Raw genomic sequence first — 23,376 nt, forward strand, 5'->3', positions numbered from 1 at the left:
TTGGGGTATGGCTGGCACAGGGTCCCGCGGCAGGGCGGAGCGGCGCAGCGCCGGTGAGCTGGAGAGCGAGGTGCTGGCCACCCTCTGGGCCACCGAACGGCCACTGACCCCGGCCGAGATCCAGGCCGAGATCGACGGGGCGCTCGCCTACAACACGGTGCACACCATCCTCAAACGCCTGTACGACAAGGGGCTGGTGCTGCGGGACGCCGCCGGGCGGCGCGGCGCGTACCGGCCGGCGAAGAACGCGGCCGAGCTGACCGCCGAGGCGATGCACGAGGCCCTGGACCGCGGCCCGGACCCGATCGCCGCGCTCCAGCAGTTCGTGACCGGGCTGAGCCCCGAGGAGGAGCGGGCGCTGCGCGAGCTGCTCGCCGGAGGCGGCGCATGAGGTTCGACGTGTACACCCCGCTGGTGCTGTCCCTGCTGCTGTCGGTGGTCGCCCCGCCGCTCGCCCGCCGGGGCGCTCCGGCACTCGCCGCGCGCGTGCTCACCTCGGCGGCCGTACTGACGGCCGCGGCCACCACCTGGTCACTGGTCCTGCTGGCCGCCGCGCTCCTCGGCCACGCGCCGCCGCTGATCCGCGAGGCCCGCGAGGACGGGCATCCGGTGACGAATCCGGTGCCCGAGGCGATCGGCATCGCCGCCGGCCTGGCCCTGGTGGCGGTCGCCGTTCGGGTGTACCGGGCCGTACGCGCCGAACGCCGCACCCGCCGCACCCTGCGCCGGCTGTGCGCGGGGCACCCGGCGGACACCGAGCTGATCGTCGCGGCCTCCGAGGTGCCGCAGGCGTTCGCGATCCCGGGACGACCGGGCCGGATCCTGGTCACCTCGGCGATGCTGCGCGCGCTGGAGCCGGCCGAGCGGCGGGTGCTCCTCGCCCACGAGCGCGCCCATCTCGCCCACCGGCACGGGCCGCTGGTCACGGCGGCGACACTCGCGGCGGCGGCCGACCCGCTGCTCGGGCCGGTACGCAGGGCCGTCGGCTTCCTCGTGGAACGGTGGGCCGACGAGCAGGCCGCGGCCACGGTCGGCGACCGGCGGATCGCCGCCCGGACGCTGGCCCGGGCGGCGCTCACCGCCGGCCGGGCCCGCACCGCCTGCGCCCTGCACTTCACCGACCGGGCCGTCACCCGCCGGATCGCGGCCCTGCAGACCAGCCCGCCCCCACGGCTGTGGTCCGCGGCGGCGGCCGTCCTCCTCCTGGGCACCGTGTCCGCGCTGCTCGCGGCCGACGCGACGGGCGATCTGCTGCGGCAACTGTCCGGCGTCCTGAACTGAAAGCGCCCTCAAGGGGCTCGGGGCTGTATCGACATGCGGCTGCGCCGTGTGGGCGCGACCGGCCACGGCGGTGCGGCAGACGCCCCACGACAGATCCCGGCGCGCGCAGCGGCGCGCCTGCCTCAACCGCCGTTCGGGGCGCGATGCAGCGGCTGCTCCGGGGTGGGTCGGCGGAACACAGGCGGCACCGCCCGCACCGCCGGCTCGTCGGTGCTCACGGTGAGCCGCTCGCCATGGTGCCGCAGGGTCAGCGGCGGCCCGTCCAGCAGCGCGTACGTCGCCTTGTCCGCGCCGATGTCCACGCGCAGCCGCCGGCCGCGGAACTCCACGTTGAAGGCGAGCCGGCTCAGCCGCTCGGGCAGGCGCGGCGCGAACCGCAGCCGCTCGCCGTCGCGGCGCATCCCGCCGAAGCCCGCCACCAGCGCCATCCAGGTACCGGCCAGCGAGGCGATGTGCAGCCCGTCGCGGGTGTTGTGCTCCAGGTCCTGCAGGTCCATCAGGGCCGCCTCGGTGGTGTAGGCCCAGGCGAGGTCCAGATGGCCCGCCTGGGCCGCGACCACGGCCTGGCAGCACGCCGACAGGGAGGAGTCCCGCACGGTCAGCGGCTCGTAGTAGGCGAAGTTCCGGGCGATCTGCTCCGCGCCGTCCGCGTCCTCGTCGTCGTACCCCTTTTCGAAGAAGTCGCCGCAGGTGTACATGGCCAGCACCAGGTCGGCCTGTTTGACGACCTGCTTGCGGTACAGGTCGAAGTAGGGGAAGTGCAGCAGCAGCGGGTACTGGTCGGGGCGGGTTCCGGTGAAGTCCCAGCGCTGGTAGCGGGTGAACCCGGCGTGCTGCTCGTGGACGCGGAGTTCGTGGTTGTAGGGGATGTGCATGGCCTCGGCGGCGTCCCGCCACGCCGCGCTCTCCTCCTCGTCCGCGCCGAGCCGTGCCGCCTCGCGCGGATGGCGTTCGACGGCGTCGGCCGCGCGGAGCAGGTTCTGCCGGGCCATGAGGTTGGTGTAGGTGTTGTCGTCGGCGACCGCGCTGTACTCGTCGGGGCCGGTGACGCCGTCGATGTGGAAGACGCCGTGGGCGTCGTGGTGGCCCAGCGAGCGCCACAGCCGGGCCGTCTCCACCAGCAGTTCCACGCCGACCTCGCGCTCGAACGCGGTGTCGCCGGTGGCCTCGACGTACCGGACCACCGCGTCGGCTATGCCGGCGTTCACGTGGAAGGCGGCGGTGCCGGCCGGCCAGTACGCCGAGCCCTCCGGCCCCGCGATCGTCCGCCAGGGGAACGCAGCGCCGCCGAGCCCGAGTTGGGCCGCGCGTTCGCGGGCCTCGTCCAGGGTGTTGTACCGCCAGCGCAGCGCCTCCGCGACCGCAGCGGGGGCGGTGTGGGTGAGCACGGGCAGCACGAACATCTCCGTGTCCCAGAAGGCGTGCCCGTCGTAGCCGGAGCCGGTCAGGCCCTTCGCGGGGATGGCGCGCTGCTCGGCGCGGGCCCCGGCCTGCAGGACGTGGAACAGGGCGAAGCGGACGGCCTGCTGGACCTGCTCGTCGCCGTCCGTCTCGACGTCGGCGCGGGCCCAGAAGTCGTCCAGGCAGGCCCGCTGGTCCGCCAGCAGGCCCTGCCAGCCGTCGTGCGCGGCGGCGGCGAGCGCGGCGTCGACCTGGTCGGCCATCGCGGGCAGTGAGCGGGTGCCGGACCAGCCGTGGGCGACCAGCTTCTCCACCCGCAGGGTCTGTCCGGGCTCCAGTACGGAGGTGACCGTGAGCCGGGCCACGTCGGTGCCGCTCTCGCTGCGGGTGGTGGTGCGCTCGGGGCCGCTGACGACGTGGTCGGCCGCGACGGCCACCCTGAGGCCGCTGCGCCGGGTGCGGTGCACCAGCCGCAGCCGGCCGCCGGAGGCGAAGTGGTCCTCCTGCTCCAGCGGCGACTGCAGTGCCATGGCCGCGCGCGGATCGCCGTTCGCCTCGGGCAGGGTCTCGTTGGCGACCAGCTCGGACTGGATCACCACCCGGCTGCGGCCGCCGACGGCCTCCACCTCGTACGCCACCGCGGCCACCGCCCGCTGGGTCAGCGACACCAGCCGGGTCGAGCGCACCCGGACGGTGGAGCCCGCCGGGGAGGTCCACTCGCAGGTCCGCTCCAGCACACCGCGGCGCAGGTCCAGAACCCGCTCGTGGGCGACGAGCCGCCCGTACCGCAGGTCGAACGGCTCGTCGTCGACCAGCAGCCTGAGGATCTTGCCGTTGGTGACGTTGATGACCGTCTGGCCCGATTCCGGGTAGCCGTAGCCGGCCTCCGCGTACGGCAGCGGGTGCACCTCGTGCACGCCGTTGAGGTAGCTGCCGGGCAGGCCGTGCGGTTCGCCCTCGTCGAGGTTGCCGCGCCAGCCGACGTGCCCGTTGGACAGCGCGAACACCGACTCGCTCTGGGCGAGCACGTCGAGGTCGAGGGCGGTCTCCCGTACGGCCCACGGCTCCACGCCGTACGACCGGTCGGTGATCACTGCTTGCCTCCCAGTTCGGCGAGATCCTGCACCACGACGGTCGCGCCGTGCGCGTACAGGGCGTCGGCCTGGCCCACGCGGTCCACGCCGACGACGTACCCGAAGCCGCCCGCGCGGCCCGCGTCCATGCCGGCCAGCGCGTCCTCGAACACGGCGGCCCGGGACGGTTCGACGCCCAGGTCGTGGGCGGCGGCGAGGAAGGTGTCGGGGTGCGGCTTGCCCGGCAGGTGCCGTTCGGCGGCGACCACACCGTCGATCCGTACGTCGAAGAAGTGCTCGGCGCCGACGGAGCGCAGCACGTCACGGCAGTTGGCGCTGGAGGAGACGATCGCCGTGCGCAGTCCCTCGGCGCGGACCGCCTCCAGATAGCGCAGGGTGCCCTCGTAGGCCTCCACGCCGCCGGTGCGGATCCGCTCCAGCAGCAGGACGTTCTTGCGGTTGCCGAGGCCGTGCACGGTATGGGCGTCCGGCGGATCCTCCGGGGTGCCCTCGGGCAGGTGGATGCCGCGCGAGTCGAGGAAGGCGCGGACCCCGTCGGCGCGGGGACGGCCGTCGACGTACTCGTCGTAGTCGGCGACCGCGTCGAACGGCCGCCCCTGCTCCCCCGCGTAGTCCCGCAGGAACGCGTCGAACGTCTCCTTCCAGGCGGCCGCGTGCACGACGGCCGTCCTGGTGACGACCCCGTCGAGATCGAAGAGACAGGCCTGGATGGTGTCGGGCAGACCGAGCTGAGTCATACCCAGCACTGTTCCCCATGGGGCGCCGTCCAGTGAGTGGCACGCGCCACACACGACTCGAACTCCTGGTGACACACTCTGCAGTGTGCCGCTGACCTTCGACGACCTCCTCGACCGTGCCCGTGGCCTCGTCCGGGACGGCCGGCGTGCCGTGCTCGGCATCGCGGGCAGCCCCGGGGCGGGCAAGACCACGCTCGCCGAGCACCTGGTGCGCGCCCTGAACGCCGACGGGCCGCCCTGGGCCGCGCACGTGCCCATGGACGGCTTCCACCTCGCCGACGTGGTGCTGGACCGGCTGGGCCGCCGGGACCGCAAGGGGGCGCCGGACACCTTCGACGCGGCCGGGTACGCGGCGCTGCTGCGGCGGCTGCGCGAGGACACCGAGGACGTGGTGTACGCGCCCGGGTTCGAACGGGTGCTGGAGCAGCCGATCGCGGGCGCGATCCCGGTGCCGCCGGCCGCCCGGCTGGTGGTGACCGAGGGCAACTACCTGCTGGTGGCGGAGGGTTCGTGGGCGCGGGTGCGGCCGTGCCTGGACGAGGTGTGGTTCTGCGAGGCGGACGAGGACGAGCGGATCCGCCGGCTGGTCGCCCGGCACGAGGAGTTCGGCAAGGACCACGAGGCGGCCGTGACCTGGGTGCTGGGCACCGACCAGCACAACGCCGACCTGGTGGCGACGACGCGAAAGCGGGCGGACCTGGTGGTGCCGGCCGGCGCGCTGCCCGCACCGGTGCTCCCCGAGCGCTGACGACGCTCAGCGGTGGAGGGTCAGCGACGGCTCCCCACGGCTGTCACCCGCCACCGCGCCGACGACCGCCGTGAACGCCTCCGTGCGTACGACGAACCCGTCCGCGCCCTCCTTCGACGCCGGCTCGAACACCGGTGCGAACGCCGCTCCCGGGCCGTACCGCACGGCGAACACGTGCAGGCCCTCGGGGGCGCCCGGCGCCGGCTCGGCCTCCAGGGCGCTGGAGGAGACCAGGTGGTGCCAGCCCTCGTCGGGGTTGCCGTAGCCGCGCGGGTCGGCGGCGAGCGCGAACGCGGCCTGTTCCTGGGTGAGCTCGCTCCGGGCGTCGAAGTGGTCGGGGCCGGAGCCCGTGGGGTGCGTGAGGCGCAGGCCGCCCGCCGAGGTGACCTGGCCCTCGGCCGTGCGGCGCACCCGGTCGCCGTCGTCGGCGGCGTACGGCATCCCGGACAGCAGGTACGGCGCCCCGTCGAGCCGCTCCACGGCGACCGTCACCCACAGGCTGGTGCCGTCGGTGACGTACAGTGAGCGCACATGACGCAGGACGTGGTCGCGGCCGACGACCGGCTTGGTGACCAGCTTCGCCGCGAGCCCGTCGGCGCGGACGTCCGCGACCCGGACCTCGCCCATGGGGCGGCACAGCAGGAAGCCGTCCGTGACCGGCCCGAACCCGTGCCGGCGGCGCACGGCCGCGGGCAGGTGGTAGGTGCCGCCCGCCTCGATGAGCGAGGGGGTCATCCGGCTGTCGAAGGCCACGGACACGGTGCCGGAGCGCAGTTGGTGGCGGGCGGGTGCGGTGGAGGGGGTGCGGTGCCAGCGGGTGGGGTCCTGGATCTGCCAGACCAGCATGAAGGCGAAGTGCCCGTCGATCCGGCCGTCCCGCTGGACCGCGTGCCGGCCCCAGCGGGTGTCGCCCCGGTAGCGGCCGAGGTCGGCGCCGATGCGCGCGCCGAAGTACCGCAGTCCGAGGACGGATTCGAAGCCGGAGTGCTGTTCGCTGTAGCGGGGGCCGCCGTTGTCGTAACCGCCGGACGTCAGCCGGGCGTCGATGTACCGGGCGAGGGTGTCGCCGTCCTCGGCGAAGATCCGCTCCGCGCTGACCCGGTGGGCCTGGGCCAGGAAGGACAGGGAGATCGGGCCGTAGTTGTTGTCGTAGGCGCCGCCGTGCTCGGGGGGCAGGAGGGCGCCCCGGTCGCGGACGCGGTGGGCGCGGATCTCGTCGGCGTACAGGCTCAGGGCGCGTGCCCGGACCGACGAGCCCTGCCCGTCCGGGAGATGGCGGGCGAGCATCAGGCCGCCGACCACGCAGCCGATGGCCTGGTTGCCGGCCTGCTGCGGGTTGAAGAAGGTGGCCTCGGTCAGCCGGCGCCAGTAGCCGTGCGCCACCTCGCGCAGTTCCCCGCGCTGTTCGTCGTCCAGCAGGCCGTCGCCCGCGTCGAGGACGTTGACCGCCTGGAGCAGCGCCCAGGCCGTGCTGGGCCAGTCGCCGATGGGGTGGGCGCCCGCTTCGAGCACGTAACGGGCGTACGGCAGGCCAGAGTTGGTGAACCTGAGGTTCGGGTAGCCGGGGTTGTCCTCGCGGTACACGCGCTCGCGCAGATGGAAGGCGAGGCTGCGGCGGACCGCCTCCGGCAGCCGGGGGTCCCTGCCGCGCTGCCAGGCGAGGGCGAGCAGCGAGGTGATGCCGAGGGAGGTGTCGCCGATGTCGTCGTGGGCGTCGGGGTGTTCGAGACTGCCCTCGGGGGTCATCCGGGCGAGGGCCTGCCCGGTGACGTCGGCGAGGACGGCGTCGTACGCCTCGGGGGTGTCCGGCAGGTCGTGCAACGGGCCGCGCTGGTAGGGCAGATGCACGCTGTTCAGCCCTTCATTCCGGTGGTGGCCAGGCCTTGCACCAGTCTCGCCTTGAAGCCGACGAAGCAGATGAGCGTCGAGGCGAGGGCGAGTGTCGGCATGGCGAACATCGCGCTGTGAAAGGCGCCGTCGGCGAGGCGACCGCCGCGCCGACGGCAGTAACCCCCCGACGTGCCTTCCTGTGCGGCCAAGGGCGTTTCTGTGCGTCGTGCGCCCCGCGTTCACCCGCCGACCACGCGGAGATCACCGGGGGCTCCCCGGCGGGACACACCGCACCCCTAGATATTCACCCGTTCAACTTCTTCTCCCTGCTTCTCCACGGGATCGCACAAGTCGGCACATCCGGACGGGCCCCCCGTGGACGACTCCTGAGAGGCACAGGCATGCCGTCACCTGCCGGGCACCCCTCCTCCCTGCCGAACCGGCGCGGGTTCCTCAAGACCTCGCTGGCCGCGTCGGCGGGCGTGCTCGCCGTCCCGGCCGTCGCCGCATGGCTGCCGGCGGCCGACGCCAGGGCCGCCACCGCACCGGCCGCGTTCGTGGACGACTACAAGACCAACGTCATCGCCAACCTCACGCCCGAGACCAACGCGGTCGTCCGGATCCTCGGCGGCTTCGCCCAGGTGTGGAAGACCGGCTCCGCCTGGAACACCGGCACCCCGCTGCGCCCGGAGGTGCTCCGCGCCGACCTGGACCACTGCGCCCGCGTCACGCAGACGCGCACCGACGCGCAGGCGAAGGAGGCGTTCGTCTACGACCGCCAGCACCAGAGCTACGCGATGATCGCCGGTCTCGGCCCTCTCGCCGGCCTGTACAAGGCGGGCGCGAAGGCGGTCACGTCGATCACGAGCGCGCCCGACGGCACACCCGCGACCACCGTCGGCGACTCCGTGCCCGCCGACGCCCCGGCCGGCTCGGCACTCGGCGCGGGCGCCCACGACTCGGCTCTCGGCAAGGTCGCCGAACTCGTCGACACCGTGCGCGGCCCCTACGCCTCCGGCAACCCCGCCAAGTACGCCTACCAGTACCCGCGTCCGTGGCGCCTGACCGAGGACAGCGAGGTCGTCGACACCGGGAGGACGGACACGTTCGGCTTCCCGGTGTACGACTCGCCGGTGGTCGTGGCCCCGCAGCTGCTGCGCCAGCGCGGCACCTCCCCGGCCGACGACGGCGGCTTCCCGAGCGGCCACACCAACGCCTTCCACCTGGCCGCGCTCGCCTACGCCCACGCCGTACCCGAGCGCTTCCAGGAGCTGGTGGCCCGCGCGTTCGAGCTGAGCCACACCAGGATCGTGGCCGGCATGCACCACCCCGTGGACGTCATCGGCGGCCGGATCATGGCCACCGCTCTCGCCGCGGCCACTCTCGCCGACCCGGCCAACGCGGAGCTGAAGGCCGCCGCCCGCGCCCAGGCCGTCGCCTACTTCACCGCGCAGACCGGCACCACCGCCGACACGCTGTACGCCTACGCCCACACCGGCGCCGACCCGTACGCCGACCGGGATGCCAACTCCCGCGCGGTCCGGCCCCGGCTGACGTACGTCCTGACCCGGCAGGGCCGCGATCTGCCGCTGACCGTGCCGAAGGGCGCGGAGGTGCTGCTGGAGACCCGGCTGCCGTATCTGACGGCCGATCAGCGCCGCGAGGTGCTCCGCACCACCGGCCTGCCCTCCGGGTACGTCCTCCTCGACGGCTTCGAGCAGTGGGGGCGGCTGAACCTGTTCGCCGCGGCGGACGGTTACGGCGCCTTCGACTCGGACGTCTCGGTCACGCTGGACGCGGCGGCGGGCGGTTTCTCGGCGGCCGACGCCTGGCGCAACGACATCGACGGGCGCGGCGGCCTGACCAAGCGCGGCACCGGCTCGTTGGCACTGACCGGCCGCAACCGCTACACCGGCGGGACGGTGCTGGCCGAGGGCACGCTGGCCGCCGGCTCCGAGGACGCCCTCGGCCACGGGGACGTGCGGGTCGCGGGCGGCATGCTGCGGGTGGCCGGGCGGTTGCGGGTGCGCGGCGCGTACGCGCAGGACGCGGGCACGCTGGAGGTCACCCTGCGCGCCGGCCGCAAGGCGCCCCTGACGGTCGAGCACCTCGCCGTGCTGGGCGACTCGGCGGTGCTGTCGCTGCGACTGGACACCGAGCGGCCGCCGGCCGAGGGCAGCACCCTGCCGGTCGTCGACGTTCCCCGGCTGCGCGGCCGGTTCATCCGGATCGAGGTGAACTCCGACCGGCTGCGGGCCGTACCCGTGTACACGGCAGAAGGTCTGTCGGTACGACTCGTGAAGCGGTGACGCCTCCGGCGGCGGGAGCGGTGCGACAGTAGGGCCATGATCCGGCCCACGATCGTTCCCGCCGTCCCCCGGCCGGTGCCACCGCGGGGCGGATGATGGCGCGCGAACAGCACCTGCTCCTCACCCGTGCGGCTGCCACCGAGCGGCCGCCGCGGCCGGCCCCCGGCCGCCCGTACGCCTGGCTGCGCCGCCACCGGCGGTGGCTGGTGCCGCTGCTCGCCGCGCTGTTGCTCGCCCAGATGGCCGCGGCGATGGTCACCACGGCCGTCCAGCAGACCCCGACCATCGACGAGCCGGTGTACGTCGCGACCGCCACCGACTATCTGCACGAGCACCGGATCCGCTACAACCCCGAGCATCCGCCGCTCGGCAAGCTGCTCATCGCGCTGGGTGTGGCGGTGGCCGACCCGCACTACGACCCCTCGTACACCGGCACCCAAGGGGACGTCGGCCGGCATCTGCTGTACGAGTCGGGCAACGACCCCTGGCGGGTGATGCTGTGGGCGCGGCTTCCGGTGATCGTGCTGACGCTGCTGTTCGGGCTGGTCGCCTTCGCGTTCGCCCGTGAGCTGACGGGCACGGCGGGCGGTCTGGTGGCGCTCGCGCTGTACGCCTTCTCCCCCGATCTGATCGCCCACGGCTCGCTGGCCACACTGGACGTGCTGGCGGCCGGGTTCGTGCTGACATCGGCCTGGCTGCTGTGGCGGGCGCGGCGACGGCCCGGGCTGTACCTGCCGCTCGCCGGGGCGGCCCTCGGCGCGGCCGTGGCGACCAAGATGAGCGCGTTGCCGGCGGTGCCGGTGCTGACGGTGCTGGCAGCGGTGTCCGTCCTGGCGGCGCGCCGGGGACCGGGGCTGCCGCGGCGGGCCCGGCCGGACGCGGGCCCGGGCCGGGCACGGGGGGCAGGCCCAAGGGGCGGACGGCACACGGACATCGGCCCGGAACGGGACATGCACCCGACCGGTGCGCGCCGAGACACGAGCCCCCGCCGGGAGCGGGAGGCGCCGGGATCCGGCGGGCCGAACACAGGTGACGACCCAAGACGGCGGACACCGCACACCGACGGCCCGGGCACCAGCGACGACGGGCGGGAACGGGACACCCTTCCGACCGGCGGGCCGCTCACGCGCACGGGCCGGGCCCGGCGGGTCCTGTCCGCCCTCACGGCCCCGGCCGGTCCTCGCCGGCGTACGGCCCGCTCCGCCCTCGCGGACGCCCCCGCTGACCGGCGGCGGGAGGTGCCGCCGGCGCTGGCCGGTGCGGTCGTCGTGGGGCTGGTGGCGCTCGCCGTCGTCTGGGCCGCGTATCTCGCCGTCGACCCCGCGCTGCGGTTCTCCCCCGCCGAACCGGTGCCGGCCCTGCACGGGCTGCGCGGCCGGCTGGTGGACCTGCTGCCGGTGCCCGGCGCCTACCGCGCGGGCATGCGGGTGCAGTTCGGGATGGAGGACTACCCGTGGCAGGGCTATCTGTTCGGCCACCTGTACACCGGCTCGCTCTGGTACTACCTGCCGGCCGCGCTGCTGGTGAAGACGCCGCTCGGGCTGCTGGCGCTGGGCGCGGCGGGTGCGGTGGCGGTCGTGGCGGTACGGCGGCTGCGGCCCGCGGCGCCGTACGTGCTGCTGCCGCCCGGCGTGCTGCTCGCGGCGGCCATGACGGGGTCGCGGGACTTCGGGACGCGGTACGCGCTGTTCGTGCCGATGTCCCTCGCGGTGGCAGCGGCCTGTGTGCCCCGGCCCGGCCGCCGGTGGACGGGCGCCGCGGCGGCCGCGCTCGTGCTGTTCACGGCCGTGAGCTCACTGCGGACCTTCCCCTGCTACCTGCCGTACTCCAACGAGGCCTTCGGCGGCCCCGCCCGCACCCACCGGCTGCTGCACGACTCCAACGTGGACTGGGGACAGGACCTGGGCCGGCTCGCCGACCGGCTCCGGCGGTATCCGGGCGAGCGGGTGTGGCTGGTGTACAAGGGCAGCGGCGTGCCGTCGTACTACGGCATCCACGCCGCCGATCCGCGCACGGTGGCGCCGCAGCGGGTGCACGGGCTGCTGGTGGTCTCGGACTCCGTGCTCGCCAAGGCGCGCGGACGGCTCGCCGAGCTGGTCCGCAGCAGCCGGCCGGCCGGTGACGTGGGCCATTCCATCAGCCTCTTCCAGCGCTGAAACCTGCTGCTCAACCCGCTGTTCCTGACGGTGGGTGAGCTATGTTGAGTGCTTGTGGCAGACAATGGAGGCGGACCGGTGCCCTCGCCGCAGCAGGCACGCGCACAGGCATCAGCGATCACGTCCGGCAAGACCGTGCCCGCGGCCGAGGCCGCCCCGACCTCCCGGCTCAGGGAACTCTTCGACGGCCCCCGTCTGTCGCCGGGGCAGCGGCGCATCGCCCAGTACCTGATCGAGCACATCACCGAGGCCGCGTTCCTGTCCATCACCGAGCTGGCCGACCGGGTCGGGGTCAGCCAGCCCTCGGTCACCCGTTTCGCCGCCGCCGTCGGCTTCAGCGGCTACCCCGCGCTGCGCGAGAGGCTGCAGTCGATCGCGCTGAGCACCCTGGCCGGCGGACCGGCCGAGGAGAACCGGGCCAACGAGCTGCAGGCGGCCGTCGACGCCGAGATCGAGAACCTGGAGAACCTGCGGCGCGACTTCGCCGACCCGGACCAGATCATCCGCGTCGGCCGCGAGCTGTCCCGCTCCACCCCGCTGACGGTGCTGGGCCTGCGCATCTCGGAGTCGCTCGCCGAGTACTTCGGCTACGCCGCCCGCCGCATCCACCCCGACGTGCGGCTGGTCACCCGGGGCGGCAGCGTGGCCTACGACGCGCTGCTGCAGTGCCGTGAGGCCGGTGGCACCTGGGTGCTGGCCTTCGCCATGCCCAGGCACTCCCAGGAGACGCTGCAGGCCGTCCGGGTGGCCCGCGGCGCGGGTCTGAAGGTCGCCCTGGTGACCGACCTGGCGCTCGGCCCGGTGGCCGACGAGGCCGACGTCACCTTCGCCACCGGCACCGGCTCACGGCTGGTGTTCGACTCCTACGCAGCGCCGGGCGTGATGGCCGCCGCGCTGCTGCAGGCCATGACCGACGCCGATCCGGAGCGCACCCAGGCCCGCCTGGAGAAGTACGAACAGCTCTCCGACCAGCACCAGTTCTTCATGAAGGACTGAATCCCGCACGTTCCTGCGCCCGTGGCGCCGGTTGCGGTGAAGATCTTGCGGTCTTCCATGCCCTGGACGGGGATCATCCACGACAAATCACGCATGAATGTTTTCATACGTCTTGCAAACCGGACGGCATATATAAATACTGCTCACGGATCGCGCCCGGCCCACTCCGGGCACGTTCCGCACCTGCGGACTCACCGCTCGCACCCCGCCCCGAGAAAGCCGACGGACCGCCCATGCGTATGCAAGTCACCGCGCAGCGCCGGTTCCCGACGCCCGGGGCCCCCGCACGGACACCCCAAGCCGCCGTCCCCTACCCACGTCGGCGCCCGGGGTGTACCGGGGCGCGCCGTCTGCGCGACGCGCCCGTGGCGGCCCCGGCCATCCCCTAGGCCGGGGCCGCCCCGCACCCGTCGGACCACCCTCACGACGCCGTACACCGGAAGCGATGACCATGCCCCTGACCAGCACCCGTATCAGCCCCGACTGGCCCTGCCAGGTCAAGACGCCGGGCTCGTACGACTGGGAGCGCTCGGCGGCCAAGTGGCTGCGTGAGCTGATCCCCGCGCGCTACGCCAGCTATCCGGCCCTGATCCGCCATCCCGTCCTGCTCGCCCGGCACGCCCAGCTGCAGGTCCAGCAGGAGATACGGGTGGCCCGGACGGCGCTGCAGACCGCACGGGCCGAGCTGCCGATGCTCGGCCTGCCCGAGTCGGTCATCGAACACACGATCAAGCTGTACGCCGCCGAGGTTCTGCAACTGCAGCACATCGCCCGCAGCGTCCGCGCGGTCAGCGAGGCCCTGGCCGGACGCGGCACGGGCCGCTGATCCACCGGCCTCCAGCCCCGGCCGCCACCGGCACACCGGCCGCCACCAGCCAACTTGCAGCGACCGGCACCACCGACCGGCACCGGCCCCGCCGGTCGGGTGCGCCCGCCGTTCACCCCTGCCACGCGGGGCTCGTGCGGACGACACGCGCCCGCCTCCGGGCGATCGTACGAAGCCCGTGTGAAGCTCCTATGAAACCGGATCCGGCGCAGTAGTGATCGAACGGGCCCGGATGTGCCATGCTCGTCCCGTGACGAGCGAGCCCGTGCACCCGGTGGATCCCACCGGCACCGATCTGGCGGCGCTGGCCAAGGTCGTGGCCCGTCAGCGCGCGGAGATGGAACGGCTTCGGGACCTGGCCGCCTCCTCGGCAGTTGTGGAGCGGGCCAAGGGCGTGCTCATGGCCGTCACCGGATGCGCCCCGGAAGCCGCGCACGAGCAGTTGGTGCAGCGCGCCGCGGACGGCAACCGCACTCTCCTCGAACAGTGCTGGCTGACCCTGGGCGCCCTGCCGCCCCGGGAGCAGCCCACCGGCACCCAGTCGTCCCCCGCGGTACGCCCGGCCGGCTCCTGGCAGGTCGCCCCCACCGGCACGGTGGACCTCGCGAAGATACTCGGGCACATCGGCCGGGACCTGGTCCGGGTCGGCACCCCGCACGAGCTGGCCCACTGCCTGCTGAACCACCTCGCGCCCGAGACGGACGCCGACGCCGTGATGCTGTACGAGCGGCTGCCCGAGGGCGGGCTCGAGCTGATCGGGCACGCCGGAGTGGAGGCGACCCTTGCCGCACAGTGGCGGTATGTGCCACCGATGACCGGCGTGGGCGCGCTCGAGGCCCTGCGGTCCGGCGAACCGCGGTGGCTGGAGGACCCCGTCGGGGACCGCGACCGGTATCTGCTGATCGGGGATTCGAACGAACGCTGGCCCACCCGGGCCTGGCTGCCCATGCCGGCCGGGGACACCGCATATGTCACCCTCGGCGTGCTGCGCCGGCGGGGCGGGACGTTCCGGCCGCGCGAGCGGGAGCTGCTGCGGGCCGTGGCCCGGCTGTGCGCGGGCCGGCTGCGCGCCTTCGACTCCACCCAGGAACGCACCGGCGACGGCGTCGCCCGGGCGGTACAGGCGGTGTTCGACGCCCTGCCGGGCGCGGCGATCCTGCTGACTCCGCTGCGCTCGGCCTCCGGCGCGGTGGAGGACTACCGCATCGAGGCCGCCACCTCGCAAGCGGTCGACATCTTCGGCCGGACCGGCCGGGAGATGGTGGGCAGGCAGGTCCTGGAGAGCTATCCGTCCGTCGCGGGCGAGCCGCTGTGGCACGGCTATCTGGAAGCCCTGGAGACGGGGGTGCCGTTCGAGAGCGAGCCGTTCGTCTACCCGGACGTGGTCGGCGAGGTGCACGTGACCGCCACCTACTCGGTGCGGGCCGCCCCACTGGGCGCGGGCCTGCTGGTCACCTGGCTGCGGCACGACGCCGCGGAGCTGCAGGAGCAGCGCCTGGCCGATGTGCAGCGGCTCGGCAACCTCGGCTGGGCCAACTGGAACCTGGTCACCCGGGAGGCCGCCTGGTCCGAGCAGACGTACGCCGTGCTCGGCCGGGCCCCCGCGCAGCCGCCGCTCGCCCTCGAACGGCTCCCGGACCTCGCCCTGCCGGAGGACGCGGGCCCGCTGACCCACGCGATCGCCGAACTGGTCCGCCGCGCCCGGCCGTTCGACGTGCCGTTCCGCATCGACACGACCGAGGGAGTCCGGCATCTGCGGCTGGTCGCGGAGGCCGTCACGGCGCCGGACGGCACCACCGTGGAGGTGCACGGCTTCGTCCAGGACCTCACCCGGCAGCGGAGCGCGGAACTGGCGCTGGTGGAGAGCGAGCGGGCGATACTGCTCCAGCGCGGGATCCTGCAGGCCGAACGGGCCCTGGCCGCCCGGCTGCAGCAGGCCCTGCTGCCGCTGCCGAGCAAGCCGGTCCGGCTGGCCGGGCTGCGCGTCGAGGTCGCGTATCTGCCCGCCCAGTCCGGCATCCATGTGGGCGGCGACTGGTTCAGCGCCATCGAACTGCCCGACGAGGACGCGCTGTTCGTGGTCGGTGACGTGGGGGGCCACGGCATCGACGCCGTGGCCACGATGGCCCAGCTCAGGTTCACCGCCAAGGGCATGGTCACCACCGGCTCCTCGCTGACCGGGGCGCTGGCGCGGCTCAACTACCTGCTGCTGCACTCCCGCGACACCCAGACCACCGCCACCATGGTGATCGCCCGCTACGACCCCCGCCGGCGCGTCCTGTCCTGGGCGCAGGCCGGGCATCTGCCGCCGCTGCTCGTGCGCAACGGCGAGGTGCGCTGTCTCGACCGGCCCGGCGGCATGCTGCTCGGCGCGAGCCTGGCCCCCGTCTTCGAGGCGGCGGAACTCCGTCTGGAGCCCGGGGACCGGCTGCTGCTGTACACCGACGGCCTGGTCGAACGCCCGGGCGAGAGCCTCGACGCGGGCCTGGGCCGGCTGGCCGACGCGGTGCGCGCCCATGACTGCGGCGCGTCCGGCTCCCTGGAGGCGTTGCTCGCCACGATGCTCGCGGACGAGGGGCGGGACGATGTGTGCGTGCTGGACATCAGGCTGCCGCTGGAGGACGTGACGAACGGGGAGGACGTGCCGGGCGCGGAGGACTAGGGTCCGGGGGCGCCGGGGCCCGGTGACGGTCCGCCGGGGGCGCCTCCGGGGTCAGTCGTCGTCCCGGTGCCGCCAGTACCAGAACACCCCGACGATCAGGGCCAGCAGGAAGACGGCGGGCACAAGCAGGCCCGGGATGCGGGAGCCGGTCATCGGGCTGGCCTTCGGTCGTGGTGCGGTGGGACGCGCGGCCGTCGGCCGCGGGCTGCCCATGATGAGGCCGGGCCACCGCTGTGGCAATGCCCTCGCCGGGGTGTCGCCCGGTGTTCGAAATCCGCTCATTCCACCGGGTGACCCGCCTCGATGCCGGCCGCGTGGGACAGGCGCAGCAGCGGCCCGGCGCGCCCCTCGCCCCACTGCACCGGGTCCAGGACGAAACCGACGTGGTCGCCGCCGTCGGTGCGGTGGACGATGGTGCCGACGAACCAGGCCGCCGTGTTCCGCAGCACCACCGCGCCGCCGTACGCCTCCGTCCACTCCAGGCGCGCGAACTTGTCGACCTTGTCGCCGGTCTCGCCGCCGAGCAGTTCCGCGAGGTCCCGTTGGTCGCGGGTGAGCAGGTGCACGGCGAGGTGCTGTGCGGCCCGGGCGACGCGGTAGGTGTGGTTGGCCTTGGACAGCCAGACGGTGAACCGGGGCGGCCGGATGGAGCACTGCGAGGCGAAGCCGACCAGGCACCCGGACCGCTCACCGTCGGCCGCGGCCGTGACGACGCACATGTCGGGGTCCAGCCGGCCGAAGAAGCCGCCCATGAAACCATGCGCAAGCCCGTCCACGGCCCCGCCCACACCACCCGCATCCCCCACGCGAGCCGCACCACCCGCGCCCGCCGCACCGTAAGCGTCCGCCGTCCCGGCCACGCCATCCACGCCCGCCGACCCGGCCACGCCACCCGTGCCTGCCGCACCGTCAGCGTCCGCCGTCCCGGCCGCGCCACCCACATCCGCCGTGCCCGCCGGACCGCCCACATCCGCCGTGCCCGCCGGACCGCCCACATCCGCCGTGCCCGCCGGACCGCCCACGTCCGCCGCGTCGGCTGCACCGCCCGCGCTCGCCGTCCCGGCCGCATCACCCACGTCCGCCGTGCCCACGGCACCGAGCGTGCCCGCCGCGCCACTCGCGCCTGCCGTGCCCCCCGTCCCGGCCGCACCACCCGTGCCCGCCATCCCGGCCACGCCACCGGCGCCAGCCACACCCCCCACGCCCGCCGTCCCGACCGCGCCACCCACGCCCGCCGACCCGGCCACGCCACCCACATCCGCCGCGCCCACGGCACCGAGCGTGCCCGCCGTGCCACCCGCGCCGACCGCACCCCGCACGCCCGCCATCCCGGCCACGCCACCCACGCCCGCAGCACCGCCTACGCCCGCCGCACCGTGCACGCCCGCCGTCCCGGCCGCGCTACCCACGCCCGCCGTGCCCACCGCACCACCACTGCCACCCGCGCTGGCCACGCCCCCCACGCCCGCCATCCCAGCCACGCCACCGGCGCCAGCCGTACCCCCCACGCCCGCCGTCCCGGCCGCGTCACCCACGCCCGCGGCAGCGCCCGTGTCCGTCGTGCTGTGCGTCCCTTCCGCGTCCGTCATGGCACCGCGCTCCCGTCCGCCGCTACGGCCCGGCCTCGGCGTGCAGGAGGTCCGGGCGCGGCCCGCGCCGCTCTCCCGGGGTTCCCCGCGGGCCTCTCATGAATCGTCGCCCAGGCTGGTCCGCGACTCCAGCGCGCGCCGCGTGTCGTCGCCGTAGACACCCGTCTCGTCGCCGCTGATGCCGTACCACAGCTGGAACCGGGCCACGGCCGCGGTGAGGACGGAGTCGTAGGTGCCGCTGGTGGAGCCGTCGCGGTAGACGTCCGGGATGCGCAGCAGCCGTTTCTGCAGGTCGGTGACCTCGGGGCCGGAGTCGCCCTGACGGAGGGTGCCGGGGCCGTCGGGGTCGGTGGCGGCGGTGGGCGCGGCGGATGCGGTGGGGGCCGGCGGGGGTGCGGCGGCGGGCGGTGCGGTCGTCGCCGGCCGGTGGGTGGGCGGGGTCGCCGCGGCCTGCTGGCGGCCGGTGAGGAGCAGGGCACAGCCGAAACCGAGGAGCGCGGCGGCGGCCACGGCCCCGGCGACGGCGGCCCGGCGCAGCACCTGAGTGGTGCGGGGCGGAACTGGTACGCGCGGCAGTTCCTGTGTCTCCGCCTCGTCGGTCTCCGCTGCCTGCGCCGCCGCGCCGTCCATCTCGCGCATCAGCTCCGCGAGGCCGTCGAGACGGCGGGGCCGCAGGACCCGGACGGGTTCCAGGACCGGTCGGGGTTGCGGCCGTTCGGAATCGGGCGGTGTCGGCACCTGGCTCTCCTTCCGTCGTCCCCGTGCTGAGATACGGCGACGGGCGTGCCGCCGTTCAGCCGTGCCCGGCCTCCCCTCAAACGCTCGAGACACTCAACTCGGCAAGAAGTGTTGAGCGATTCAGAAAGCGCATGCTAGAAAGCGCCGTCATGACGACTCCTTGGTCACGCCGTGGTTTTCTGGCCGTCTGTTCGGGAACCGCTGCCACCCTGGGTCTCGGGCCCCGGGCGTTCGCGGCGTCGGACGAGTTCGCGACGCTCCGGGCGAGGTGGCGCACCCTGATCCTCGGCGAGGGGTTCGACCCCACCGCCGAACCGTTCAAGAGCCGGCTCGCCGATCTCGGCACGACGGCGGGCCAGTACCGGGCGACGATGGCCCCCACCGCCGGCTCCCTGTGGCCCGACCTGGTCTACGCCGACCCGGATCCGGACACCGACCAGGAGTCGTACGGCTACTCGGGCAACATGAACACCAGCTACACCCGGCTGAGCACGCTCGCGCAGGCCTACTGCCAGCCCGGCACCGGCCTGACCGGCGACGCGGACCTGCGGGACGCGGTCATCACGGGCCTGGACCACCTCCACGACGACGTCTACAACGCGAATCAGACCCGCTACGGCAACTGGTACAGCTGGCAGATCGGCGCTCCGCAGGCGCTGTTGGACGTGTGCGTGCTGATGTACGGCGCCCTGTCGGCCGACCAGTTGTCCGGCTACCTCGCCGCCGTCGACCACTTCGTGCCCGACTCGGCGGTGGCGACCTACAGCGGGACGAGCACGGGCGCCAACCGGGTCGACCTGTGCCGGGTGCTGGCGCTGCGCGGCATCGCCGGGGCGAGCGCGGCCAAGGTGGCGCTGGCCCGCGACGCCCTCTCCCCCGTGTTCCCGTACGTCACCTCCGGCGACGGCCTGTACGCCGACGGCTCGTTCGTCCAGCACACCACCGTGCCGTACACCGGCTCGTACGGCTCGGTCCTGCTCGGCGGTCTCGGGCTGCTGTTCGCACTGCTGGCGGGCTCCAGCTGGGAGGTGACGGATCCGAACCGGCAGATCGTGTTCGACGCCGTGGAGCACGCCTGGGCGCCGTTCCTCCACAACGGCCTGGTGATGGACGGCGTCGCGGGCCGGGCGATCAGCCGGGGGCTCTCGGCGGCGGACCCCAAGCGGATCCAGCAGGACGACCATCTGCGCGGCCATCCGGTCCTGGCGTCGATCGTGCTGCTCGGTCAGGGTGCGAGCGCGGCGGAGAACGCCCGCTGGCGTGCTCTGGTGAAGGGCTGGATGCAGCGCGACTACTACAGCCCGCCGCTCGCCGACCCGGTGCTGAGCCTGCCGCATCTGGCCCGGCTCAAGGGGGTCCAGGACGACGGCTCGGTGACGGCGGCCGCCGAGCCGGCCGGGCACCGGCTGTTCCCGTCCATGGCGCGGGCCACACACCGCAGCGCCGGCTGGGCGGCCTCGCTGAGCATGGCGAACAAGAGGATCACGTACTACGAGACCGGCAACGGCGAGAACCTGCGCGGCTGGCACACCGGGTCCGGGATGCTCTACTGGTGGGGCGACACCTTCGCAGGCGGCCAGTACAGCGACGCCTTCTGGCCCACCGTCGACCCCTACCGGCTGCCCGGTACGACCGTCTCGCGCAAGGCCCTGGCGGACGGGGCCGGCGGGGACTGGGGCGCCTCGATGCCGGACGTGAACTGGGTGGGCGGCGCGACCGACGGACGGCGGGCGGCCGTCGGACAGTACCTCAAGGGGCTGCAGTCGACGCTCGTGGCGAAGAAGTCGTGGTTCTTCCTGGACGACACGGTCGTCTGTCTCGGCGCGGGCATCACCTGCACCGACGGCACGGCCGTGGAGACCACGGTGGAGAACCGCAACCTGGGCCCCACCGGCGGCGCCCCCCTCACCGTCGACGGCACGGTCCGGCCCGCCTCCTACCCCTGGTCGGCGACGCTCACCGGGGCGAAGTGGGCGCACATCGGCGGGCACGGCGGCTATGTGTTCCCCGCCGGGGCGACCGTGCGGGCCCTGCGCGACGCCCGCGACGGCACCTGGAGCGCGATCAACAAGGGCGGCTCGACCACGGTCCTGAACCGCAAGTACCTGACGATGTACGTCGACCACGGCACCGACCCGGCGAACGCGCAGTACGCCTACCTCCTGCTGCCGGGCGCCACCGCCGCCCGCACGCAGGCGCGGGCCGCGGACGCGGGCTGGCTGACCGTGCTCGCCAACACCGACAGCCGGCAGGGCGTTTCGGTGCGCTCGCTCGGCTTCACCGGGGTGAACTTCTGGTTCGGCGGAACGGTCGGACCGCTCACCGCGAGCGATCCGTGCTCCGTGATGATCAGCGAGAACGACGACGGCACCGCCGTGATCGCGGTGAGCGATCCGATGCTCGTGCGCACGAGCCTCACCCTGACCTGGCGGCGGGCGGTCGCCGCGGTGACGTCCGCGCCGGGCACGCTCGCCTCGGCGGCCACCGGCTCCGCGCTGAAGCTGACCTTCGGCGACCTCACGGGCACGGCCGGGGCCAGTCAGCGGGTCACCGTCAGGCTGGGCTGAGCGCCCCCTGCACGTACCGGCCCAGGGACGCCGTGAACGCGGTGACGAAGGCGTCCCTGGCCTCCTCCGGCAGGGCGTGGAGGGAGAGGTAGGGGTTCAGGTCCTCCAGTTCGACCAGCAGCAGGCCGCCGTCGCGGGTGCGGCAGGCATCCACGCGCTGGATGCCGTGGCCGAGGTCGTTCCAGTCGATGAAACGCCGGGCGAACTCGAGGTCGGCGGCGGTGGCCGCATAGGGCTTCAACTCCCAGCGGCGCTCCGGGTCGGGGGCGTGGAGGGCGTACTGGAAGTCGTCGTCGACGAAGTAGAAGGACACCTCGTGGACGAAGTCGACACAGGGCTGTATCAGGACCTGGCCGGTGGCGAGCGCGGCGACCTGCCCTGCGGGCACGATCCTGAGGCCGAGGGAGTCGGCGCCGAGCACGGGTTTGACGACGTACCGCTCGGCGGCCGGCAACAGGTGCAGTTCCTCGGCACGGCCGACCGTCGGTATGACGGGGAAACCCGCGGCGCTCAGATCGAGCAGGTACTGCTTGCCGGCCATGTCCGCCTTGCCGGTGAGCGGGTTGTACACGCGAGCGCCGGTGGCGAGGGCATGTGCGCGGAAGGCCTCGTACGCGCGCTGGTAGCCGAGGACGGGCCCGCTGTTGCGGACGACCACGGCGTCGAAGCCGTCCATCAGTGCGGCGGCGTCCAGCGGATGGCACAGGGCGAGGTCGAAGCGGGCGCGCAGCCGGGAGGTGAGGAAGACGTCCTCGTCGCAGTAGCGTCGCCCGCGGGCCTCGTACGCCAGGTCGGTGACGTAGAGCAGGCGGGGGCGGGCGGCGGGCATACGGGGTCTCCTCGGGCGGGTCCGGCCGTGCCGACTGCGGGCGCGGAAACGTGCCGTGTCGACAGTGGATGCAGAAAGGTTACGTCGGGGTGCGGCCGCTGCCGTCCCCCGGCCCGGTGACGACGCTCGCCGGGCAGGTCCGGACAGGGGAGGCGGCGTCGTCCACCTCGTGTTCTCACAGCACTCAGTTCCCCCACTCGACCACTCGCCCTGCACTGAGTGTCACGAGACTCGTCCGGGTGCTACGTTCCCCTCCATGAGCTCCAGCAGCGCGGCGCCGGCCGCGAAGCCGCCGATGCGCGACGCCCTGGTCGCGGCGGCCTTCCAGCTCTTCCTGGAACGCGGGTACGAGCAGACCACGGTGGACGACATCGTGGCCCTGGCCGGGGTCGGCCGGCGTTCGTTCTTCCGCTACTTCCCCTCCAAGGAGGACGTGGTCTTCCCCGACCACGAGCGCTGCCTGGCCGACATGACAGCCTTCCTCGCCGCGAGCGACGCGGAACACGATCCGGTGCGCAGGGTGTGCGACGCGGCCCGGCTGGTGCTGGGGATGTACGCGGAGAACCCGACGTTCTCCGTGCAGCGCTACCGCCTCACGAAGCAGGTGCCGGGCCTTCGGGCGTACGAGCTGTCGGTGGTGTGGCGCTACGAGCGTGCGCTCGCCGAGTACCTGCGCGGGCGGTTCGCGGGCCGGCCCGACGGGACGCTGCAGGCGGATGTCATCGCGGCCGCGGTGGTCGCCGCGCACAACAACGCCCTGCGCTCCTGGCTGCGTTCGGACGGCCTCGGCGACGCGGGAGCGGCCGTGGACCATGCGCTGGGGTACGTACAGCGGGCGTTCGGGCACGCGACCGAGCGCGCCGCGGCACCGGCTCCGATCGGTCCGCTGCCGGCCGGCGAGGCGGCGGGCCGTTCCGACGACGTGGTGGTGCTGGTCTCCCGTAGGGACGCCCCGATGTGGCGGGTGGTGCAGGAGCTGGAGGCCGCGCTCGGACGCGCCTGACAGACCACCCTCCGCCAATTGGGGGTACGCAGTGCCTTTACGGGTGACACTGAGTGCCATACTCTGTCGGCGTGCACGGTGGCACGGCCGCCGCGCACGCGTGTGCCCGGTGCGCGCCGGACACGCGGGATTCCGGCCGAGCGCAGGGAGTTGACCAGCGTGTACCACCACCACTCAGCAAACGCCTCGCATCCGGCGGCCGGTTCCGCGGCGGGTGTTCTCGACCCCGTCTCCGCGGACTCCAGGGACGCCATCCTCTTCCAGCGCTGCACCTGGTGCGGCACCGCGATGTACCACCGGCTGCTGTGTCCGGTGTGCCAGGGCAGCGAGCTGCGCACCGAGCGCAGCGAGGGTGTCGGGACGGTCCGGCACTCCACCGTCGTGCACCGCAACACGCCGGCCGCGCGCAATGTCTCGCTGATCGAGATGGCTGAGGGGTTCGTCGTGCGGGGCCGGGTCATGGGCCCGCCGGTCGGCATTCACAGCGGCGACCGGGTCCGGCTGTCCACCGCCAAGGACCCGGTGCGGGGCGAGCCGGTCTTCCAGCTGCTGGACGAGCCGTACCGGGGCGCCTGGACCTGACGGCACCGCAGACCCGTACGCCGCCGGC

General features: G+C 73.9%; 19 protein-coding genes. 12 read left to right on the forward strand and 7 right to left on the reverse strand.

Annotated features, from left to right (window positions below):
- Nucleotides 1–7 precede the first annotated feature (7 nt).
- Both LMU33_RS06905 and LMU33_RS06910 read left to right on the forward strand, forming a co-directional pair.
- Nucleotides 8–391 (forward strand): BlaI/MecI/CopY family transcriptional regulator, encoded by a 384-nt coding sequence (locus LMU33_RS06905; protein ID WP_228618272.1) that lies wholly within the window; start codon nucleotides 8–10, stop codon nucleotides 389–391.
- On the forward strand, nucleotides 388–1,281 hold the full coding sequence (locus LMU33_RS06910; protein WP_228618274.1) for a M48 family metalloprotease: 894 nt from the start codon (nucleotides 388–390) through the stop codon (nucleotides 1,279–1,281). Before LMU33_RS06905 ends, LMU33_RS06910 begins: the two co-directional genes overlap by 4 nt.
- Nucleotides 1,282–1,403: 122 nt before the next feature.
- Here LMU33_RS06910 and LMU33_RS06915 read toward each other — a convergent pair whose 3' ends face one another.
- Together LMU33_RS06915 and LMU33_RS06920 are read right to left on the reverse strand one after the other, a co-directional pair.
- Entirely contained in the window at nucleotides 1,404–3,776 is a 2,373-nt protein-coding gene (locus LMU33_RS06915) for a glycoside hydrolase family 65 protein (protein WP_228618276.1), read from the reverse strand.
- Nucleotides 3,773–4,513 carry an HAD family hydrolase gene (locus LMU33_RS06920; RefSeq protein WP_228618277.1) on the reverse strand — a complete coding sequence of 247 codons (741 nt, stop codon included), beginning with the start codon at nucleotides 4,511–4,513 and terminating at the stop codon, nucleotides 3,773–3,775. Before LMU33_RS06920 ends, LMU33_RS06915 begins: the two co-directional genes overlap by 4 nt.
- A gap of 85 nt (nucleotides 4,514–4,598) precedes the next feature.
- Here LMU33_RS06920 and LMU33_RS06925 point away from each other — a divergent pair, with 85 nt between their 5' ends.
- Nucleotides 4,599–5,261 carry a nucleoside/nucleotide kinase family protein gene (locus LMU33_RS06925; protein WP_228618279.1) on the forward strand — a complete coding sequence of 221 codons (663 nt, stop codon included), beginning with the start codon at nucleotides 4,599–4,601 and terminating at the stop codon, nucleotides 5,259–5,261.
- Between the two features lie 6 nt (nucleotides 5,262–5,267).
- On the opposite strand, the gene LMU33_RS06930 is transcribed toward LMU33_RS06925, so the two are convergent.
- Together LMU33_RS06930 and LMU33_RS06935 are read right to left on the reverse strand one after the other, a co-directional pair.
- Nucleotides 5,268–7,109, reverse strand: coding sequence for a hypothetical protein (locus LMU33_RS06930; protein ID WP_228618280.1), 1,842 nt, complete (start codon nucleotides 7,107–7,109; stop codon nucleotides 5,268–5,270).
- Nucleotides 7,110–7,114: 5 nt separating this feature from the next.
- Complete coding sequence (locus tag LMU33_RS06935; RefSeq protein WP_228618282.1) at nucleotides 7,115–7,300, reverse strand: hypothetical protein; 186 nt, start codon at nucleotides 7,298–7,300, stop codon at nucleotides 7,115–7,117.
- Between the two features lie 192 nt (nucleotides 7,301–7,492).
- Here LMU33_RS06935 and LMU33_RS06940 point away from each other — a divergent pair, with 192 nt between their 5' ends.
- From LMU33_RS06940 to LMU33_RS06960, 5 genes are all read left to right on the forward strand, one after another.
- Nucleotides 7,493–9,400, forward strand: coding sequence for a phosphatase PAP2 family protein (locus tag LMU33_RS06940; protein WP_228618284.1), 1,908 nt, complete (start codon nucleotides 7,493–7,495; stop codon nucleotides 9,398–9,400).
- Nucleotides 9,401–9,492: 92 nt separating this feature from the next.
- Nucleotides 9,493–11,556, forward strand: a complete 2,064-nt coding sequence (locus tag LMU33_RS06945) for a phospholipid carrier-dependent glycosyltransferase (RefSeq protein ID WP_228618286.1) — start codon at nucleotides 9,493–9,495, stop codon at nucleotides 11,554–11,556.
- A 78-nt stretch (nucleotides 11,557–11,634) separates the two neighbouring features.
- Nucleotides 11,635–12,552, forward strand: coding sequence for a MurR/RpiR family transcriptional regulator (locus LMU33_RS06950; RefSeq protein WP_228618379.1), 918 nt, complete (start codon nucleotides 11,635–11,637; stop codon nucleotides 12,550–12,552).
- Nucleotides 12,553–12,997: 445 nt separating this feature from the next.
- Entirely contained in the window at nucleotides 12,998–13,378 is a 381-nt protein-coding gene (locus LMU33_RS06955; RefSeq protein WP_228618288.1) for a hypothetical protein, read from the forward strand.
- 232 nt (nucleotides 13,379–13,610) lie between these two features.
- Complete coding sequence (locus LMU33_RS06960; RefSeq protein ID WP_228618289.1) at nucleotides 13,611–16,040, forward strand: SpoIIE family protein phosphatase; 2,430 nt, start codon at nucleotides 13,611–13,613, stop codon at nucleotides 16,038–16,040.
- A gap of 278 nt (nucleotides 16,041–16,318) precedes the next feature.
- Here LMU33_RS06960 and LMU33_RS06965 read toward each other — a convergent pair whose 3' ends face one another.
- The gene (locus tag LMU33_RS06965) at nucleotides 16,319–16,792 is read right to left on the reverse strand and encodes a flavin reductase family protein (RefSeq protein WP_228618380.1); all 474 of its coding nucleotides are present in this window, start codon (nucleotides 16,790–16,792) and stop codon (nucleotides 16,319–16,321) included.
- Nucleotides 16,793–16,798: 6 nt separating this feature from the next.
- Between LMU33_RS06965 and LMU33_RS06970 the strand changes: the two genes are divergently transcribed.
- Nucleotides 16,799–17,731 (forward strand): hypothetical protein, encoded by a 933-nt coding sequence (locus tag LMU33_RS06970; RefSeq protein WP_228618292.1) that lies wholly within the window; start codon nucleotides 16,799–16,801, stop codon nucleotides 17,729–17,731.
- Here the strand turns inward: LMU33_RS06970 and LMU33_RS06975 are convergent.
- Complete coding sequence (locus LMU33_RS06975) at nucleotides 17,726–18,367, reverse strand: peptidoglycan-binding domain-containing protein (RefSeq protein WP_228618294.1); 642 nt, start codon at nucleotides 18,365–18,367, stop codon at nucleotides 17,726–17,728. The two genes, LMU33_RS06970 and LMU33_RS06975, sit on opposite strands and share 6 nt — an antisense overlap.
- A 149-nt stretch (nucleotides 18,368–18,516) precedes the next feature.
- On the opposite strand from LMU33_RS06975, the gene LMU33_RS06980 reads away from it, so the two are divergent.
- Nucleotides 18,517–20,934 carry a polysaccharide lyase 8 family protein gene (locus LMU33_RS06980; RefSeq protein ID WP_228618295.1) on the forward strand — a complete coding sequence of 806 codons (2,418 nt, stop codon included), beginning with the start codon at nucleotides 18,517–18,519 and terminating at the stop codon, nucleotides 20,932–20,934.
- Here the strand turns inward: LMU33_RS06980 and LMU33_RS06985 are convergent.
- Entirely contained in the window at nucleotides 20,921–21,763 is an 843-nt protein-coding gene (locus LMU33_RS06985) for an ATP-grasp domain-containing protein (RefSeq protein WP_228618297.1), read from the reverse strand. The genes LMU33_RS06980 and LMU33_RS06985 overlap by 14 nt on opposite strands.
- Nucleotides 21,764–22,019: 256 nt before the next feature.
- On the opposite strand from LMU33_RS06985, the gene LMU33_RS06990 reads away from it, so the two are divergent.
- Together LMU33_RS06990 and LMU33_RS06995 are read left to right on the forward strand one after the other, a co-directional pair.
- A complete protein-coding gene (locus tag LMU33_RS06990) occupies nucleotides 22,020–22,766 on the forward strand; it encodes a TetR family transcriptional regulator (RefSeq protein WP_228618299.1) in 747 nt (248 codons plus the stop codon).
- 159 nt (nucleotides 22,767–22,925) lie between these two features.
- Nucleotides 22,926–23,348, forward strand: coding sequence for a Zn-ribbon domain-containing OB-fold protein (locus LMU33_RS06995; RefSeq protein ID WP_228618301.1), 423 nt, complete (start codon nucleotides 22,926–22,928; stop codon nucleotides 23,346–23,348).
- Nucleotides 23,349–23,376 lie beyond the last annotated feature (28 nt).

Origin of the sequence: Streptomyces barringtoniae (assembly GCF_020819595.1) — a bacterium.
Classification (GTDB): domain Bacteria; phylum Actinomycetota; class Actinomycetes; order Streptomycetales; family Streptomycetaceae; genus Streptomyces; species Streptomyces barringtoniae.